This is a genomic window from Mucilaginibacter gotjawali, assembly GCF_002355435.1.
Taxonomy (GTDB): Bacteria; Bacteroidota; Bacteroidia; order Sphingobacteriales; family Sphingobacteriaceae; genus Mucilaginibacter; species Mucilaginibacter gotjawali.
In genome coordinates this window covers 5286955-5306038 of the sequence record NZ_AP017313.1, presented here as the reverse complement: position 1 = coordinate 5306038, position 19084 = coordinate 5286955, and the positions used below count along the sequence as shown (strand labels likewise).

Here is a 19084-nt window from a genome sequence, read left to right as displayed (position 1 = left end):
TAATCAGATGTTTTCTCTTAAAAGAAACCCTCATCAAATCATTCTTGCAGTTATAGCCATAGCCGTATTGGTTATGGGGATTATCCTGTTTATAATCCCGCCGGCATTGTTCCCTGACCCGGCCAATGGTTTGCAGGTGTTAAGGAGCATGCACCTGGGCGGTGGGTTTAATAATATGGTGGCGCCTGACCAAAGCGATATTTCGCAGGATTACACCGAGTATCTTACCTGGTGGAGCCCCGGCCAATACCTGGTGCCTTATTTTTTTAAGCTGATCGCCGGTATCAGCATGGGGCAGGCCATTGCCATTACGGTAAGTTTATGCACTGCTATCGGGTTAACCGGATTTTATCAGTTTTTCAGGAAGGTTGGTTTTTCGGCAATGATAGCCGCATCAAGCCTTGTTTTTATCGTTTGCCAGGTGGCCTTTTTTGTGCCCTATGTTTATTATAATGGTGGCGAAATACTACTATTTGCGTTTGAAGGCTGGTTTTTATATGGCTGCGCCTCCTTTCACAGGCCGGGGATTAAAGTTGCACTGTTTGTAATAATTGCCGGGTGGGCGGGCTTCTTTTTTAAATCATCCTTTATCTGGATTTATATCGCCGGTTTATTTTGTCTATGGATAAAACTTTGCGCGCACCGCAAGGGCTTGCCGGAGTGGATAAAAAGAGGGTTGTGGGTCGGAATCCCCACCGTAATATCACTGGCGTGCATTTATGTGTTTTTCCTGTCGAAGGGCCAAAGCCCGGCAAGTACAGCCAAAGGTTTGAAGCTGGCTGCCGAAACCTTCAGTTTTCCGCTGGCGTCTCCTTTGCTTTCAGCTTTTTCTATTGATGATTTTGTGCACGGCTTGATCTATCATTTTGGCCCGGCCATGCTTCCTCCCGGCTGGTGTGTAGTGATCCTGTTTTTATTTTCGCTGATGAGCCTTGCGCTTATCCTGCTGATCGTACGCCGCCTAACCAATAATACCTACAGGTTGTTCCTTGTGCTTTTTTACTTTGTGGCGCTGCTTTTTTTTGGTTTTGCTTACCTGCACCAGCTGAATATATCTTACGAAGCCAGGCATTTTCGCATCCTGGGTGTTTTAATTGTGCCGGGGTTGATCTGGCTGGTGTCCAGGTCGGTACCTGCCGTAAAAGTGATTTTTATGCTGCTAGTTGCAGCAATAGGTTGCTTTTCGGTGCATTACATGTATACGGGCTTTTATTTCAATAAAAATGTAAGCGCACATGGCCTTACAGGTATTGCCCAGCCCAATATCGACCAGCAATCGCTCAACAAAATCATGCAGCTTGATAAAGAAAATAAGCATGCCGTTTTTGTTTTTATCGCCAATGATTTAGGCCTTGAAGTGGAGCATAACCGCATCGTCACCCTGCCGGCCATAGGAGACAACCTGAAAATAGATATGGATGAGTACACCTATGAAGGTTTTGCCGGACCGCTGTTCATTATTTTGCCCGAAAGTTATAATGGCCCGAAAGAAAAAATGATCATGAAATCATTTAACGGGTATAAACGGTTTGATATATCGCCATTAAGCAATAATTATATGCTTTATGAGGCGAGGGAGAAAAGATAGGGGGAATGTCATTGGGGCATTGAGTCATTGGGTCATTGGATGGTTGCCGAAAATGCCAACTCAATCAACTTAATCTAACCTGTTCAACCCAATCAACTAACCGTTGATCTCCCGCCAAAGCAAATCCTTTAACTCGTCGATATTTTTTTGAGCTACTGATGATATAAAAATTGAAGGGACATCCGTTGGAAGTTCCTTTTTCATTTCTGCCTGCAGCTCATCATCCAGCATATCCGATTTGGTTACGGCCAGCACCCTTGGTTTATCCAGCATTTCGGGATTGTATTCCCTCAGTTCGTGCAGCAGGATCTCGTATTCCTCTTTGATGCTGCGATTGGTGTCGGCAGGTACCATGAATAATAGCACCGAGTTACGCTCGATATGCCTCAAAAACCTGAAGCCTAAGCCTTTACCCTGTGATGCACCTTCAATAATGCCGGGGATATCCGCCATCACAAATGATTTGCCGCCACGATACGCTACTATACCCAGGTTAGGTACGATAGTGGTAAAAGCATAATCAGCAATCTCAGGCTTGGCCGCCGAAACTACCGAAAGCAGGGTCGACTTACCCGCATTAGGGAAACCTACCAGGCCCACATCAGCCAGTATCTTTAGTTCCAGTACGTTCCATTCTTCTTTGCCGTCTTCGCCGGGTTGCGCAAAACGGGGGGTTTGCAGGGTCGGTGTTTTAAAATGCCAGTTGCCCAGCCCGCCACGGCCACCATCGGTTAGTATCCGCGTTTCGCCGTCGGTTGTGATCTCGAATATCGTTTCGCCGGTTTCTGAATTTTTGGCGATAGTACCCAGTGGTACTTCCAAAATTTCATCGCGACCGGTTTTGCCTGATTTTAATGAGCTGCCGCCCGATTCGCCGTCGCCGGCAATCACATGTTTACGGTATTTTAAGTGAAGCAATGTCCATAGCTGGGCATTCCCTTTTACAATTACATGCCCTCCGCGGCCGCCATCGCCACCATCCGGGCCGCCTTTTGCCGTAAACTTATCACGGTGTAAGTGCGACGAACCCGCCCCGCCATGACCTGAACGGCAGCAGATCTTCACATAATCAACAAAATTGGATCCCTGGGACATTGTTTGAGTCGGAAAGTCCGGAAGTCAGTAAAGTCCGGAAGATTAAAATTATACTATTAGAAACTTAAATACTAGCCGATTGTTTCTTCTTACTTTCGGACTTTACTGACTTTCCGACTTGCGGACTTCCTTAATAAGAATCTATCACAGCACCGATCCCATTGAATATGTCTTCAACAGAACCAATGCCGTTTATACTTTTAAATTTATGCTGTGCTTTATAGAAACCGGCGACAGGTGCGGTTTTATCATTGTATTCTTTGATGCGTTTGCGGATCACTTCAGGATTTGCATCATCCGGACGTCCGGAATCTTTACCCCTCAGTAATAAACGCTTTTCAAGTTCATCATCGTTCACTTCAAGTGCGATCATGCCGGATATGGGGGCATTTTTGCTTTCAAGCAACTGATCCAATGCTTCGGCCTGCGCCACTGTACGTGGAAAACCGTCGAAAATAAAGCCTTTTGCGTCTTTATTGGCATCCAGTTTATGGCTGATCATACCGATAACAACAGCATCAGGAACTAAAACTCCCTGGTCCATCAGCTTTTTTGCTTCAAGGCCCAGTTCAGTTCCGTTAGCTATTTCGCTGCGAAGCAGGTCGCCGGTCGAAAGATGGATCAAGCCATATTTCTCGATAAGTTTCTGCGATTGGGTGCCTTTTCCCGCTCCGGGGGGGCCAAACAAAACCAGGTTTAGCATGTGCTGTTTAAAATTAAAAGCCTTTCGGTACAATACAGAAAGGCTTTGGTTAAGTCCTTAGTCTTAAGTCCTGAGTCGAAGGTCTGAAGTCTTAAGTGGAAAACTTATTCGACTTTGGACTCCGGGCTTGAGACTTTTGACTCAAAAAAATGTGCACTTGAAGGGAGTCGAACCCCTAACCTCCTGATCCGTAGTCAGGTGCTCTATCCAATTGAGCTACAAGTGCATTTCCCGGATCGTTTTTGAAACAGGACTGCAAAAATAGGATTTCTTTTCAATCCTCTATAATATTTTTGAAAATTACTTTACAGCGGCTGCAATTGCCTCAAAATTCGGCAAATCGCCTGCTGATTCAAGCACTTCGGCATAGATGATATTTTGTTCTTCATCAATAACAAAAGCCGCCCGTTTTGATACACCTTTAAGGCCTAAAACAAATTCTTCGTAAATAGCGCCATAGGCCGCAGATACTTCTTTGTTAAAGTCGGACAGGAGTTCAAACTGGTAATTATTTTCTTCTTTAAACTTAGCCAATGTAAAAGGCGAATCGACAGAAATGCCTAAAATAGTAGCATTAAGGCCATCATAATAACCAAAGCTATCGCGCATGGTACACAACTGTGTGGTACAAACGCCGGTAAAAGCCATCGGGAAAAAGTGAAGGACAACTTTTTTGCCTTTAAAATCGGACAATGAAACCGGTTTTTTTTCGGTTGAGATCAAAGTGAATTGTGGTGCTGGTGAACCTGGTTGTAATGACATAGATTGTTTTTTATGCAAAGAAATAAAATAATTCCGGTTGATCGAGGGTGATCAGATATTTTACATTTTGGTGTCTTTGGTATAGCCCGATAAAATATCGTTTAAAAGAATGCTTATTCGATAATAATAGTCAAATGGCTAACGAGGTCGTGAAAATATTTGGCAGACCAAATTTCAATTCGCATAGGATCAGGGATAAAACGGACAATATCTGCCCTTACGCGATTTAAATTTACCTTATCAATTTTTGCATTTAATAATTGTTGAAACTCTTCTGCGGTGATGGTCGCTTTATTCCAATCGCCGCTGTCTTGTGCCCTTAATAAAAAATGACTCAGGTTTAATGGCACACCCTTTTTGATATACCATTCCATATCGTACCAATCGCGCCCTTTTACATTGTCGCCCCATTTACGGAATAATAGTGCATGCATTTTGCCCGCAAATAAGTCCGAAATAACAAAGCATTTAACGTAAAATGAAAACGGTTTCAATAACAACTTTTCTTCGGTATTAAAGCCTTGTGGCGGATTGATATCAACCTCCAGTTTAATTTTAATATTTGGTTTTTGGTCTAATCCGTTTTGTGGGATAATATCTTCTAAAATCAATTCTTTCCAGATAGTTTCCGATTTTAAAAATGCAGATTGAATATTACCCTTATTGGTTTTTTCTTTTTCTTTTACAGATATTTTAAAGCCTAATGATTCAAATTCGAAGCGCACGGCCTCCAGGTACCTGTCAAACGAAAACTCCGGAATTGTTGCTAAAAGCGAAAAGTCCAGGTCTTCGGAAAATCGGTCGAGCCCATAAAATATTCTTAAGGCGGTACCGCCGTAAAAGGCCGCCTTTTCAAAAAAACCGGCACGTTGCAGGCCGGCGAGGGCGATCTCCTGCATAATCTCACGGAGCGCCTGTAGTGCTTCTTCTTTATTTGCCGGCTTGTAACTATCCAGCCATTCTTTAATCATAAGTTATTTAATGCTTTAATGACCATCGATAAACTATCTTTTTTTGGTGCGTCCTGCAGCCATGACGACATCGAAGTCGTATCAAAGTCTTTCAGGCTGTCTTCATCCATTCTCAGATTTTCCACCAGGTATTCCCAGGCATGTTTTTTACTTCTGAGTACCAGCCCCGACGTAGTGATCACTTTATCAAACAAAGCTTTTTCAGGCGAAGCCATCATTACATATTGTTCATCGGATAGTATTTGTTGCTGAATGCCGAATGAATAATAGGGCAGCGAAAGATGGGTATAGCTAAAAAGGCCCATTTCTGTCACAAATTTTCTTGAAGCTTTTACCGTCGCTGACGTGATCTCATAAACGCGTTCGGGAATCAGTCCGTAATAGGAGAGCGCCGAATCCAATGAGACATAACTTGGCCCCAATATTTGGTTCGCCATTAAAAACGGTTCGGGTTTATTGGCCTTTAACACAGGCCCGGCGATATACAGCCCTTTCTTAATACCCGTCAATACCCTATCGTTAAGTAATGAAGAAATCTTATCATTGGGGCTTTTGTAATCCTTTAATAGCGACAACAGTAATTGATGAGTTAATGGTTGTCGTGCGTATGATCGTATGGCTTGTCGGATATCCATTTACAAATGTAAATATTTAATAAGATAATCGAAAATAATTGACTATCTTATTAAATATATGCATTTTATTTTTTATGATGCGGTTGTGGAATTAACTAAATAATTAGTTATATATTTATTCCTTTAAATCATCAGCTATGATAAGGAACTACCTAAAAACCGCCTTCCGCAGCCTTTTAAAAAATAAAGGCTTCACCTTTATCAATGTTTTCGGCCTTGCTTTGGGCTTGGCAACCTGCCTGCTGATTGTTTTTTATGTGTTTGATGAATTGAGTTACGACAGGTATAACGCCAAATATGAAAGGATTTACCGGGTAAACAGCGATTTAAAGTACGGCGGCACCCTAACCTCGTTTGCCATAGCCGCCCCGCCGGTTGGCGACGCCATGGCGAGGGAATTCCCCGAAGTGGAGCGGTCAACGCGTCTTGCTTTGGCTATTAACCTGCGTTTTAAAAAGGGTAATGAAATTATCCAGGAAGACCGGAGCATTTATTGCGACCCCAATATATTTGATATTTTTACTTTGCCGATGATCGCGGGCGACCCGAAAACCGCGTTGAGAGATCCTAATGATATAGTGATCTCCGAAAAAACAGCAAAAAAATATTTTAGCTCGACTGATGTTGTCGGTAAAACGCTTACTAAGGTAGGTAATGATGGCAATAGCATCTATAAAATAGCAGGTGTGATTAGGGACATCCCTGCTCAATCACACTTTAAGGCTGATTTTTTATTTGGTCTGGATGCAAACCAGGGTAAAGGCTGGAATGGCTTTATGTTCAATACCTATATTTTACTTCAACCCGGCGCCGATCCAAATCATTTGGAAGCCAAGTTTGACGGTTTGTTGCGCAGGCATATCGACACAAAAGATTTTAACTACACCAAATTTGCTGCGCACGGTAATTACATTAAGCTAAGTTTAACGCCATTGGAAGACATTCACCTTCAATCAAACCGGCAAAGGGAACTGAGTGCCAATGGTAATATCCAATACGTCTACATATTTTCGGCAATAGCCATTTTTATACTGGTGCTGGCCTGCATCAATTTTATGAACCTGTCAACCGCCCGCTCAGCTAACCGTGCACGGGAGGTGGGGGTGCGCAAGGTATTGGGATCGACACGTAGACATTTGGTGGCACAATTCCTTGCCGAATCACTTATCGTAACGCTGGCCGCAGCCATAATAGCGGTAGTAATTGCCTTGTTGCTGCTGCCGTTTTTTAACCAGGTTTCGGGTAAGGAACTCTCCATCAGCCGGCACACCTTTACCTGGCTTTTGCCGGCTTTGTTGGTAATTATTGTGGTAGTGGGGATATTGGCGGGTGCTTATCCTGCATTTTTCCTGTCGGCATTTCAGCCGGTGCATGTTTTAAAAGGAAAATTATCAGCGGGTTTTAAAGGCAGCAAACTCCGCAGCTTTTTGGTAGTGTTCCAGTTTGCAATATCTATATTCCTCATCATCGGCACATTGGTTGTTTATAACCAGCTAAATTATATCCAAAACAAAAGCCTTGGCTTTAGCCGCGACCAGGTACTCATCGTAAAAAATGTGACCACTTTGAAAGATCCAAAAATCCTGAAACAAGAGATTAAACAAATACCCGGTGTAGTTAACGCTACGCTTACCAGCTTTTTACCTACAGGTACCCTGCGTTTTCCAAACGTTTTTAATGCATCTTCAGGGAAGAATATCCAGGGGGAATACTGGACAGTAGATGAAGATTATATTAGCACTATGGGTATGAAACTTGTTTCGGGCCGGAATTTTTCAAACCAGTTTGCTACTGATTCATCAGCGATGATCATCAATGAAACTGCGGCAAGAATGCTTGGGTATAATGGCAGTCCAGCAGAAAGGATCAATACAAAATATCATATCATCGGTGTGGTAAAAGACTTTAACTTTTCTTCGTTACGGGATAATGTTACTCCTTTATTTATGGTGATGGCGCCCGACTGGATGGCCTCCTTAAGCATAAAAGTAAACACCACCGATTTACCTGCCCTTATGGGCAGGATTGAAAGCACCTGGAAACAACTATCGCCCAACCAGCATTTCGAATACTCGTTTATGGATGAAGATTTTAATGCCCTGTACAGTAATGAACAGCGCATGGGGCAGCTCTTTATCATTTTCACGACGCTTGCTATCATTATAGCCTGCCTTGGCCTGTTTGGCCTTGCAGCCTATGCCGCTGAACAACGTAACCGCGAGATCGGCATCCGCAAGGTATTGGGCGCTAACGTCTCCACCATAGTGACGATGTTGTCGGGCGATTTTATGAAATTGGCTTTGATATCAATCCTCATCTCATCCCCATTGGCCTGGCTGGCAATGGAAAAATGGCTGCAGAGCTATGCTTACCGCGAGCAGATCCATTGGTGGGTTTTCGCAATAACAGCCTTAGGGGCATTGCTGATCGCTTTTATCACTATTAGCTTTCAGTCTATTAAGGCGGCAATGGCGAACCCGGTGGAGAGTTTAAAGAATGAGTGAAGGAGGGTTGAAAGGTAAAAGGCGAAAACTGAAAGTTTGTATGCGCTGGTGAAAAGTCACAATTATTTAAACAAACATTATTGATTTGATAAGGGTTACTAATGCAGATATATTTACCCCATGAAAGCGATTGTGATAACCCAACCCGGCGCCCCTGAAGTATTGCAGATAGAAGAACGGCCCACGCCGGCCTGTTTGCCGGATGAAGTTTTGGTAAAAGTGGCCGCAGCGGGCGTTAACCGCCCTGATGTGTCGCAGCGCAAGGGGCATTACCCGCCGCCGCCCGGGGCATCGCCGGATATACCCGGACTTGAAATTGCCGGAACCATCATCGAAACCGGCGCCAATGTTACCCGCTGGAAGGTTGGCGATAAAGTTTGCGCCCTGGTAACAGGTGGCGGCTATGCGGAATATTGCAGCGTACCCGCGGGCCAATGCCTGCTCATCCCAGGCAACCTGAGTTTTGTTGAAGCGGCATCCCTCCCCGAGACCTTTTTTACCGTTTGGAGTAACGTGTTCGACAGGGGTAAACTACAGGCGGGCGAAACGCTTTTGGTGCATGGCGGATCAAGCGGGATTGGTGTGGCGGCTATTCAAATGGCAAAGGCTATGGGCGCTACCGTTTATGTAACCGCCGGCAGCGATGAAAAATGTAAGTTTTGTGAAGACCTCGGCGCAGCCAAAGCCATCAACTACGAAATAGAAAACTTTGAGGAGGAGATCAGGCAGCTTACCAATGGTAAAGGGGTTGATGTGATTTTAGATATGATAGGCGGCGATTATACCGTACCCAACATCAGGTGCCTGGCTTTTGACGGCAGGCTGGTACTGATTAATATGATGATGGGCAAGGATGTTAAACTCGACCTTTCATTAATAATGACCAAACGGCTCACCATCACAGGCTCTACCCTGCGGGCAAGGGACACGGCCTTTAAAGCTGCCATCGCCCAAAGCCTGGAGGAAAATATATGGCCGCTGCTGGCCTCAGGCAAAATAAAAGCCATCATTAATGCCACCTTCCCGTTTGAAAAAGCGGCCGAAGCACACGCGCTGATGGAAAGCAGCACGCATATCGGGAAGATAGTGTTGGAGGTGTAGGGAAGACCATGGTCGATGGTCCATGGTGGGAGGAAGTCGATGGTCCATAGTCCATAGCGGGAAGGAGTTCTTAGTTGATAGTTCATGGTGGCTGCGGTGGCGGTTTGCAATTGGCGTTAATGTCGCTTCGGTAGTTTACTCACCCGGACTTCGCTGCGCTTGTCCACCCTCTCTACCGCAGGCGGTAAAGAGGGATATAGGATTTTTTTATTTTTTATCCCTTTTCTTTTCCCCTCTTTTCGGCTTGCCGAAGAGAGGGGTGACAAGCGCAGCGAAGTCGGGGTGAGTAAACTCGCCGCCATGCCCGCCATCCCCCCTGAAAATAATATTCTTAAAAGGCTATAAAATATTTAAATCCACCCTTTAAATATTTAACAAAAAACTTTAACTTTGCGCCTCTGAAAGGAGGGTTCTGTTTATAAGGCGCTCATTTCATTGAAAATACTTTAAATTACCAGGTTATATATGCCAAACATTGGAAAAATATCACGGATCATCGGTCCGGTAGTTGACGTAAGCTTCGCAGTTAATGCACATCTTCCAAAAATTTATGATGCATTAGAGATCACCAAACAAAATGGTCAGAAAGTTATTTTAGAAGTTCAGCAGCATTTGGGCGAAGACCGCGTTCGCGCCATCGCGATGGATTCAACCGACGGATTGCTTCGCGGCATGGACGTTGTGGATCTGGAATCGGCTATTAAAATGCCGGTTGGCGATGATATTAAAGGACGTGTATTCAACGTGGTTGGCAGCGCCATCGACGGTATTAAAGAATTGGACAACTCGGCTGGTCGCCCTATCCACGCCAGCGCTCCCCGTTTTGAGGACCTTTCAACCGAAACCGAAGTGCTTTTTACCGGTATCAAGGTGATCGACTTGTTGGAGCCTTACAGCAAGGGTGGTAAAATCGGGTTATTCGGTGGCGCCGGTGTAGGCAAAACCGTATTGATCCAGGAATTGATCAACAACATCGCGAAAGCATACTCAGGTTTATCAGTATTTGCCGGTGTAGGTGAGCGTACCCGCGAAGGTAACGACTTACTGCGCGAAATGCTTGAATCGGGCATCATTAAATATGGTGACGAGTTTATGCATTCGATGGAGTCAGGCGGCTGGGATTTATCCAAAGTTGACCCTGAAGCATTAAAAGATTCAAAAGCAACCTTCGTTTTCGGACAAATGAACGAGCCTCCCGGTGCACGTGCACGTGTGGCACTTTCAGGCTTAACTATTGCAGAATATTTCCGCGACGGTGATGCTGACGGAAAAGGACGCGATATATTATTCTTTATTGATAACATCTTCCGCTTTACCCAGGCAGGTTCCGAAGTATCGGCGTTGCTTGGCCGTATGCCGTCAGCGGTAGGTTACCAGCCAACACTGGCAACCGAGATGGGTAGCATGCAGGAACGGATCACTTCAACCAAACGTGGTTCAATCACCTCTGTACAGGCCGTTTACGTACCTGCGGATGACTTGACCGACCCTGCACCGGCAACAACATTTGCCCACCTGGATGCTACTACCGTATTATCACGTAAGATTGCCGAGTTAGGGATCTATCCTGCGGTGGATCCACTGGATTCAACCTCGCGCATCCTGAGCCCTGCTATTTTGGGCGACGAGCATTACAATACTGCACAACGTGTAAAGGAAACTTTGCAGCGCTATAAAGAGCTACAGGACATTATCGCCATCCTGGGTATGGATGAGTTGAGCGAGGAAGATAAATTGGTTGTATCGCGCGCACGCCGTGTACAGCGTTTCTTATCGCAGCCCTTCCACGTGGCCGAGCAGTTTACGGGCTTAAAAGGTGTACTGGTTGACATTAAAGAAACCATCAAAGGCTTTAACATGATTATGGACGGCGAAGTGGATGAATATCCCGAAGCTGCCTTTAACCTTGTTGGAAGCATTGAAGAAGCGATTGAAAAAGGCAAAAAGCTATTGGCTGAGGCCAATAGCTAGATATGAGATTTGAGATATGAGATTTGAGATAAAGAGGCAATTCGTCTCGTATCTTAAGCTTTATATCTCATATCTGGAAAAGAGTTGAGACAATAGGTATAAGATTTGAAATAAAGAGGCAATCCGTCTCACATCTCACATCTCATATCTCACATCTAAAAAGCAATGACATTAGAAATCCTGACTCCCGACAAAACCGTTTACGAAGGTGAAGCCACATCGGTAACCCTTCCAGGTACTTTGGGATTTTTTGAAATATTAAATAACCACGCGCCCATCATCAGCACGCTGGAAGATGGCAAAGTAACCGTTCGCGGCGGCAATGCCGGTAAGGAGCAAACGCTTTTTATAAAAGGGGGTGTGGTTGAGGCTTCCAATAACAAAGTAGTGATACTGGCCGAAGGCATATTGGAGAAGTAATTACCTGATCAAACCAACAGAAAATTATTTAAGAGATCCCCGGGCTTTTGGCCGGGGATTTTTTTTGGTCGTTTGCTTCGCGTCATTAGGTCATTAGTCATTGGGTTGGCGAGGATAAAGGGGATAAAATGGAGAGGGTGTTCGCGCCAGGGAGTTGAAGCAGCCGCCTCTCCACGCGTCATTGCGAGGAACGAAGCAATCTCTGCACGCGCTAATCACCACACCAAAATCTCGGGGCTACCTGTCAGCCGCGCGCCGTGCATCCGTTGATGATCGCCGGTTGATTGTCCTATGCAGGGATTGCTTCGTTCCTCGCAATGACGCGGAGTTTGAATTTATCGTATTTTTGCCCTATGGCAGATGTACACTCCAAAGCAACCCGCAGCTACAACATGTCGCGCATCCGCAGTAAGGATACCAAACCCGAAATGCTGGTGCGCAGGTTTCCATTAGTTTATGTTACATTTACTTTATGGAACCTGTAACCTACTATTACTTGCTCGATCAACCAACCACCTGCCCAATTTGTGGTGCCAGGACGGATATCATTTCGAGCTTCTTTCACACCAAACTAAAAATGGCCGTAAATGAATGTTTGGATAACAGCTGTAAACATGTGTTTTGTGAGGTAGATGGTGAATTATGAAAGAAGGCCAAACACTTTGGACAAAGGATGAATTGTTGTTGGCCATCAATTTATACAACAAATTGATGTTTGGGCAGATGTCGCAAACCAATAAGGATATTATTGAGCTGGCCCACCTCATTGGCCGAACACCGGGTTCTGTTGCCTTTAAGTTAGTCAATTTCGCCAGCCTTGACCCTCGCTTAACTCAAAAGGGCATGGTAAATGCCAGTAAATTAGATAGGGAAGTATGGCAGGAGTACATGAATAATTGGGGTGATGTTTTTTTTGAGAGTGAAGTTCTTTTGGCTAAAACAAAGCACACAACCATTGAAAAATTATACGATATTGACTTAGACAAATATCAGCAGAGAGAAGGAAAAGAGGTCCAACGTTTGGTTAAGTCCCGGGTAAATCAAGAGGCTTTTAGAGCCGCCGTCATTACCAATTTTAATAATCAATGCTGTATAACTGGCATCGGTATTATCGAATTATTGGTAGCCAGTCATATCGTACCATGGAGTGGTGATAATTTTAATCGATTAAATCCTAATAATGGTTTAGCATTAAACGCTTTGCATGATAAAGCCTTCGACAGGCACCTCATAACCGTTACCGAAGGCCTCAAAATAAAAATATCATCAAGGTTTTATAACTATAAAGATGTGTTGAGTATTAAGCAAAACTTTTTAGATTATGATGGCAAGTCGCTCATCGCCCCGAAGAAGTTTTATCCTGATATAGAATTTTTAAGGATGCATAATGATTTGTTAGAAGCATAAGTTCACTTATATCCGATTGACAAGCTTTAACTATTCCCCTACCTTGGCTTCATGCCAAACATCAAATTCAACTACCTTTATCGCGATAGCGGCAACTACAAAAAGTTTATTTCGGTAATATTTTCCAATCCTGATGGAATTAAGCTTTCGGATTTAGAAGCTTTCATCAAAACCAAACTGATTGATGAAACGTGGTTTTATGCCGAGCAGTGGAACTTGCCGGAAATATTTACCGACATCATAGATTTCAGGGTCGACCCGACATGGCATAAATTTGAAAGCATTGAATATACCGATGAGCCTGCTGACAATGATTTTATCGTAAGAGATTTTATTTGCTGACAATGATTTTATCGTAATAGATTTTATTGATTTGATAAAAAAATTAAATAGATGAAATCTTTGTGTCAATCGGACTCAGCAATCAGCGTTGGAATAACGTGCTTTCATTTCAACCCGTACACCACCACCATTTTTGACAGGGTAGGCACGTACAAATGCCCGTTAACGATAGTGAGGGTAGAGAACTTGGCGAAAGTGCCGGGTATGTCGGCAGGGTTGCGGCTGCTGTCCCAAAGTTCTTTGCTAACGTCGGCGGCATCAAATGCGGCCAGGTGCCCCTGGTAGTTGTCCTCAGGCGCGGTATAATAGGCCCAAACAACACCGGTGCCTGTGGTTTGCCCGTTGGAGGAAACTGAGAGAAAAGCGCCCATCTCTCCGGTGGGCCCGGCAATGGTAGCCACCATATGGTTGTTTGAAAAAGTACCTGTGGCCGCATTAAAAGGCATAGCGCGCAAACGGTCGTTTTCTGCCCATACATAGACAAATTCGCCCGTTGGGCCCTTGTAATAAGCCGGCTGGCAATGCAGGGCCACATTAAGCGGGATGGTTTGCTGTACGGCATTAAGGGTGCTTGAATAGCCACCCATATTATCTTTATTCAGCAGGTATAAATTGCCGTCTTTAGCGCCGGTTAAAAAGTAATTGCTGTTGGGGATCAGCATGGCGCCCATAACGCCATAATCCAGGTCGTTTAAATCCATGTCGAAATAGCTTGACGGGGTAAAAAAGCTGCTCACCTGCATACCCGTGCCAGCCGGGCTCAGTTTGGTTGCGCTTTCGCCGCGGTTTTTAAGGTCGGCGGGGTTGGTATTGCTGGTGCCGGGGTCGGTGCCGTTAATGGAGGCGGTATAGGCATCGTTGCCAACCGTTCCGTTTCCGGATACTTCGTAAAGGTTGCCCTGGTCATCTGCGGCAGGCCCCTGCCCGCTTTCCCACAGGCCGCCGGCTTCGCCATCGGGGGTGTTGTTGTAAATTGTTTTAAGCTGCAGCGATTGGGCGTTATACCCAAAGATCCAGCCATGGTAGGGGTTCCAGTCGCAGTGCGAAGCGTAGGTAACGTAAACGGTGCCATTTACCAGCGTTAAGGCCTGGCGCTGGTTGGCGCGCAGGGGATCGAAACTAACGGTATTGTTAACGCTGCCATCCCCTTTGCCGGGCACGCTGCCGGTAATGAGAACCGGGCTGCCGGGTTTTTCGCTGCCGTTGGTAAGGTCGACAGCGTGCAGGTATTGGTAAAAATTTTTGCCCGAGAAGCTTTTGGCAACAAAATAAATGGTTTTGGCTGTTGAGTCGATCACCGGCGTACCGGTAATGCCAATATGAAAACCGAAACCATAATAAGGGTTGCACCAGGCCGAATTCATTTGGGTAATATTCGGCGGGTTCATGCCAGCCTGGGTGTAATTGGTTTTCCAGTATAATTTGCCATTGTCGGCATCAAAGGCATACACGGTATTATTTACCGTGGCGATAAAAACCACGTTATGCAGGCTGCCGCCGATGCTTAAATTGCCATAAACCAGGGGCTGGGTATAAACGTCGTCGTCTACATTAAGGTTAAACAGCCTGCCGAATTTGGTGGTGTTAACATTGCCGGTATTGAGGGCAGTTTCCTGGTTATTTAAGCCTGCCCGGGTATTATTGTTATGCTGGGTAAGTACGGAGGCATGCTGTGCATTCGGCGTGCTGGTATTGGCAGGGGGCGGTGTAACAGCATCCTTTTTTTTGCAGGCCATCAAAAGCAATGTGAACAGCAGCGCTGCTTTAATAACCTTCGTCATCATTGTTTATTTTTTAGTTTTTTGGTTTATCCGGAATTGGCAGGCAATAGCCGGGCTTGCCGGCTGTTTGCGCAAACATTTTTATGGAATAAATATATTAAAAAAATGGGTGACGGCAAAGGTGGTGGGTAATGGCATTAAGGAGCCCGATCGGAGACATTAGGCATGCCGAATGTTTTCCACACCCCTCAATTATTTTCTTGTTTTGGACTATATTGCTTTTATAAACCGAAACACATGAAAAAGGAAGTTATTTTAGAATTATTCGGCAAGTTTGAACAGGCCTGTTATAATTATGAAGGAATAGAATTTTGGAGCGCGCGGGAATTGCAGGAAATACTGGGTTACCAGCGTTGGGAGAATTTTACAAATGCAGTAAGCAAGGCAAAAAAAGCCTGCGAAAATGCAGGCTCAAAAATATCGGACCATTTTCGTGATACCACGAAAATGGTTACCATTGGCAGCGGTGGCCAGCGCGAAGTAGAAGACACAGCATTAACCCGTTATGCCTGCTACCTGATTGCGCAAAACGGCGACCCAACAAAACCACCCATTGCTTTCGCCCAAACCTACTTTGCCGTTCAAACGCGCAAACAGGAAATTATCGAACAACGGCTGATTGACGTTGAGCGTGTTAACGCCCGCGACAAGCTAACCAAATCTGAAAAAAAGCTATCAGCTATTTTATATGAAAGGGGAGTGGATAGCGCCGGTTTTGCGATCATCCGGTCAAAAGGGGACGAGGCTTTATTCGGCGGGTTTAATACGAATGATATGAAGAAAAAACTGGGTGTGCCCACAGCGAAACCCCTGGCTGATTTTTTGCCCACGCTTACCATTAAAGCAAAAGATTTCGCCAATGAATTAACCAGTCATAATGTTATTGAAAAAGATTTAAACCAGCAAAACGCTATTTCAAAGGAGCATATTGATAATAACAAAGCGGTACGTGATATTTTACTGCAAAGAGGCGTAAAGCCTGAAGCACTGCCACCGGCAGAAGATGTAAAGAAACTGGAAAGGCGCCTTGACAGCGATAACAAAAAGGCATCAAAAAGCCCCAAACCCTGAAAGTCTTCGCGATATTGTCGATGTCAATTATTTAAACAGTCGGTAATAAGTACTTTAAAGGTATTTTCCACTGTTCGCCGGTGTTCATACTGTTCAGGGGGAACACTGGCTTCTTTCCGCCTCCATAACATCAACGCCACAAAACACAAAACCGGCAGGATAAGCTATCCTGCCGGTTTTGATATACTTTGTAAACGGCTTAAATCCTCGGTTATTTTACCTGCAATACGGTGGTCGCACTTTTCAACCCTGCCGCCGTTGCCGTAAAAGTAATATTACCTGCTTTTTCTTTGGTTTGGATGATCGCCAGTGCCAGGCCGTTAAAGGCCTTTCGGTAATTGGCTTTAAAGGGGTCGTGGCTCACTTCGTCGCCATTGTCCACACCGGCGATGAAGCCAGGGCCGCTCACTTTAAAGTTAACCAGGTTGTCGGCATTCGGTACAACGTTGCCGTCTTTATCCAGGATCTTAACAGTGATGAAGGACAGGTCCTTGCCATCCGCTTTAATGTTTTTGCGGTCGGCCACCAGCTCAATTTTAGCAGGGGCGCCTGCGGTGTGGATCTCGCGGATTAAAACCACTTTGCCATTCTTGCGCGATACAGCTTTTAGGGTACCGGGCTCGTATTTTACGCGCCACATAATGTGGAGGTCTTCGCCCAGTTTCTTTTTGGTGCCCAGTGATTTGCCGTTAAGGAACAGTTCTACCTCATCAGCATTGTTATAAAATGCCCAAACGTCCACCATTTTGCCTGGGGTCCAGTTCCAGTGCGGGAAGATATGCAGCACTGTTTTGTTGGTCCACTCGCTCTGGTACATGTAGTAAACATCCTTAGGGAAGCCCGCCAGGTCGATGATGCCAAAATAAGAACTCCGCGACGGCCATGAATATGGGGTAGGTTCGCCCAGGTAGTCCCAGCCGGTCCAGATGAACATCCCCGAAAGGAAGTCGTATTTCTTCATCACTTTCCAGGTAGCTTCGTGCGTTGAGCCCCATCCCGGGCGAACGTTGTCATATGCCGACACGCTGTTGTCCGGGTTGCCATCGGTAAATGGTTTGTCATAACGTGATGGCCATACCCTTATACTATCCGAAGGCATATCATAATGCCCGCGCATCTCCAGGCCGGATGTTGTTTCTGTTGCGATAAATTTCTTGCCCGGGTACCTGTCGTGGAAAGTAGCGTAATCAAACTCGTGGTAATTATAGCCGATCAGGTCAATCGCTCCTGATTGGATGATCTTGTTGCCTTTGCCCGGGTTGTCATTGGCGGTAGTAATAGGGCGTGTTTTATCCAGGCTGTGTACGATGCCGGCCAGTTCGGGCGCTATACGCAACGCGGTGGTATCCCCCTGCTGCGGAATCTCGTTGCCAATGCTCCAGATCATTACGCTCGGGTGGTTGCGGTCGCGCAAAACCTGGTCTTCCAGGTCGCGTTTATGCCATTCTTTAAAATACAAATGGTAGTCGTATTTAACTTTCTGCCATTCCCAGCAATCAAAAGCTTCATCCATCACAATAAAACCCATTTTGTCGCAAAGATCGAGCAACTCAGGCGCAGGCGGGTTATGCGAAGTACGGATGCCGTTACAGCCCATCGCTTTCAGCATTTGCAGCTGGCGCTCCAGGGCGCGGGTATTAATGGCAGCGCCAAGGCTGCCCAGGTCGTGGTGATCGCAAACGCCCAATATCTTCATCAGCTTTCCGTTCAGCGAAAAACCCTTGTCGGCATCAAAGTTAAAATAGCGGATCCCGATAGGGGTGGTATAGCTGTCGGCAGAATTTTTCCCGGATATTTTGGTTAATACTTTATACAGATACGGCTTCTCCACCGACCACAATATCGGATTGTTGATTTTGAGATCCTGGGTAAAACGGGTGGAAGCATCTTTTAATACGGTGTTTTCTGTTGTCGTTGCAACGGCTTTTCCTTCGGCATTTAACAGCGTAGTGGTGATGGTAACCGGCTGCTGCGCACGTGTAGCGTTAAGGATGCTGGCGACAACTTTAACTTCGGCTGCCTTATCAGTAACGCTGGGCGTAATTACATAGGTGCCCCAATGATCAACGGCTACCTTATCAGTAGTGGTGAGCCATACATTACGGTAAATGCCCGAGCCTGAATACCAGCGGGAATTTGGCTGAACGGAATTGTCAACCTTAACGGCGATGGTATTGGTGCCGCCAAAATTAAGGTATGGCGTTAAGTCGTAGCGGAACGAAATATATCCATTCGGCCTGAAGCCCAGGTTATGGCCATTGATCCATACGGTGCTTTTTTGGTAAACGCCGTCAAAATCAATATAAACCAGTTTGTTTTTGGCCGACGCCGGCACGGTAAAGGTTTTACGGTACCAGCCGATACCGCCGGGTAAAGCGCCGCCTTCGGGTGTGGCCGGGTTTTCTTTGCTGAATTTCCCTTCAATGCTCCAGTCGTGCGGAAGGTCAAGCACGCGCCATGTGCCGTCTTTTACATCCAGTTTTTCGCCGCCGGCAACATCGCCGAGGTTAAAGCGCCAGCCTTTGTCGAAATCGGCAACGGTACGGCCCGGTTGGCTGTAGCCCTTCAGGGCAAATAAAACCATAATAAAAAGGCAAAGCGGCCTGGCCATCTTTGTAAAAAAAGCTTTATGAAGCAGCATAATGGGTTAATTTAGGATTAACTGTAAATCGGACACTAAATTATAATTAATTATTGAATTAGTGTTCGTTGAATTAATGAAACGATTAATTT

Annotated in this window: 17 protein-coding genes and 1 tRNA gene; 10 read left to right on the top strand and 8 right to left on the bottom strand. The window is 45.4% G+C overall.

Translation table 11 applies throughout. The annotated features are described in order from the left end of the window. Window positions 1-7: 7 nt before the first annotated feature. Complete coding sequence (locus MgSA37_RS23340; RefSeq protein ID WP_157750699.1) at window positions 8-1588, top strand: hypothetical protein; 1581 nt, start codon at window positions 8-10, stop codon at window positions 1586-1588. Window positions 1589-1684: 96 nt separating this feature from the next. On the opposite strand, the gene obgE is transcribed toward MgSA37_RS23340, so the two are convergent. The 6 genes from obgE to MgSA37_RS23310 all read right to left on the bottom strand — a co-directional run bounded on the left by obgE (window position 1685) and on the right by MgSA37_RS23310 (window position 5754). Further along, window positions 1685-2683 (bottom strand): GTPase ObgE, encoded by a 999-nt coding sequence (gene obgE, locus MgSA37_RS23335; protein WP_096355536.1) that lies wholly within the window; start codon window positions 2681-2683, stop codon window positions 1685-1687. 130 nt (window positions 2684-2813) lie between these two features. Continuing rightward, the gene (locus MgSA37_RS23330) at window positions 2814-3386 is read right to left on the bottom strand and encodes an adenylate kinase (RefSeq protein WP_096355534.1); all 573 of its coding nucleotides are present in this window, start codon (window positions 3384-3386) and stop codon (window positions 2814-2816) included. A 152-nt stretch (window positions 3387-3538) separates the two neighbouring features. Beyond that, window positions 3539-3612 (bottom strand) — tRNA-Arg (locus MgSA37_RS23325). 74 nt (window positions 3613-3686) lie between these two features. Continuing rightward, a complete protein-coding gene (locus MgSA37_RS23320) occupies window positions 3687-4148 on the bottom strand; it encodes a redoxin domain-containing protein (protein WP_096355532.1) in 462 nt (153 codons plus the stop codon). A 113-nt stretch (window positions 4149-4261) separates the two neighbouring features. After that, entirely contained in the window at window positions 4262-5119 is an 858-nt protein-coding gene (locus MgSA37_RS23315; RefSeq protein WP_096355530.1) for a nucleotidyl transferase AbiEii/AbiGii toxin family protein, read from the bottom strand. Next, window positions 5116-5754, bottom strand: a complete 639-nt coding sequence (locus MgSA37_RS23310; protein WP_096355528.1) for a type IV toxin-antitoxin system AbiEi family antitoxin domain-containing protein — start codon at window positions 5752-5754, stop codon at window positions 5116-5118. The genes MgSA37_RS23315 and MgSA37_RS23310 overlap by 4 nt, the downstream gene beginning before the upstream one ends. Before the next feature lie 137 nt (window positions 5755-5891). Here MgSA37_RS23310 and MgSA37_RS23305 point away from each other — a divergent pair, with 137 nt between their 5' ends. The 8 genes from MgSA37_RS23305 (at window position 5892) to MgSA37_RS23270 (ending at window position 13499) form a co-directional block, all read left to right on the top strand. Further along, complete coding sequence (locus MgSA37_RS23305) at window positions 5892-8258, top strand: ABC transporter permease (protein ID WP_096355526.1); 2367 nt, start codon at window positions 5892-5894, stop codon at window positions 8256-8258. 120 nt (window positions 8259-8378) lie between these two features. Continuing rightward, window positions 8379-9359 (top strand): NAD(P)H-quinone oxidoreductase, encoded by a 981-nt coding sequence (locus tag MgSA37_RS23300; protein ID WP_096355524.1) that lies wholly within the window; start codon window positions 8379-8381, stop codon window positions 9357-9359. A gap of 465 nt (window positions 9360-9824) precedes the next feature. After that, window positions 9825-11330 carry a F0F1 ATP synthase subunit beta gene (atpD, locus tag MgSA37_RS23290; protein WP_096355520.1) on the top strand — a complete coding sequence of 502 codons (1506 nt, stop codon included), beginning with the start codon at window positions 9825-9827 and terminating at the stop codon, window positions 11328-11330. A gap of 165 nt (window positions 11331-11495) precedes the next feature. Then, the gene (atpC, locus tag MgSA37_RS23285; protein ID WP_096355518.1) at window positions 11496-11750 is read left to right on the top strand and encodes an ATP synthase F1 subunit epsilon; all 255 of its coding nucleotides are present in this window, start codon (window positions 11496-11498) and stop codon (window positions 11748-11750) included. Window positions 11751-12103: 353 nt separating this feature from the next. Further along, window positions 12104-12235, top strand: coding sequence for a hypothetical protein (locus tag MgSA37_RS23280; RefSeq protein WP_232010720.1), 132 nt, complete (start codon window positions 12104-12106; stop codon window positions 12233-12235). Further along, complete coding sequence (locus tag MgSA37_RS28405; RefSeq protein ID WP_157750698.1) at window positions 12223-12396, top strand: hypothetical protein; 174 nt, start codon at window positions 12223-12225, stop codon at window positions 12394-12396. The genes MgSA37_RS23280 and MgSA37_RS28405 overlap by 13 nt, the downstream gene beginning before the upstream one ends. Beyond that, window positions 12393-13157, top strand: coding sequence for an HNH endonuclease (locus MgSA37_RS23275; RefSeq protein WP_096355516.1), 765 nt, complete (start codon window positions 12393-12395; stop codon window positions 13155-13157). Before MgSA37_RS28405 ends, MgSA37_RS23275 begins: the two co-directional genes overlap by 4 nt. A 51-nt stretch (window positions 13158-13208) precedes the next feature. After that, the gene (locus MgSA37_RS23270; RefSeq protein WP_096355514.1) at window positions 13209-13499 is read left to right on the top strand and encodes a hypothetical protein; all 291 of its coding nucleotides are present in this window, start codon (window positions 13209-13211) and stop codon (window positions 13497-13499) included. Window positions 13500-13603: 104 nt separating this feature from the next. On the opposite strand, the gene MgSA37_RS29840 is transcribed toward MgSA37_RS23270, so the two are convergent. Continuing rightward, window positions 13604-15283: a PQQ-binding-like beta-propeller repeat protein gene (locus MgSA37_RS29840; protein WP_096355512.1), complete on the bottom strand. Its 1680-nt coding sequence runs from the start codon at window positions 15281-15283 to the stop codon at window positions 13604-13606. A gap of 234 nt (window positions 15284-15517) precedes the next feature. Between MgSA37_RS29840 and dinD the strand changes: the two genes are divergently transcribed. Next, the gene (gene dinD / locus MgSA37_RS23255) at window positions 15518-16351 is read left to right on the top strand and encodes a DNA damage-inducible protein D (RefSeq protein WP_096355508.1); all 834 of its coding nucleotides are present in this window, start codon (window positions 15518-15520) and stop codon (window positions 16349-16351) included. Window positions 16352-16562: 211 nt separating this feature from the next. Here the strand turns inward: dinD and galB are convergent, their stop codons facing one another. Then, complete coding sequence (galB, locus tag MgSA37_RS23250; RefSeq protein WP_232010719.1) at window positions 16563-18992, bottom strand: beta-galactosidase GalB; 2430 nt, start codon at window positions 18990-18992, stop codon at window positions 16563-16565. Window positions 18993-19084 lie beyond the last annotated feature (92 nt).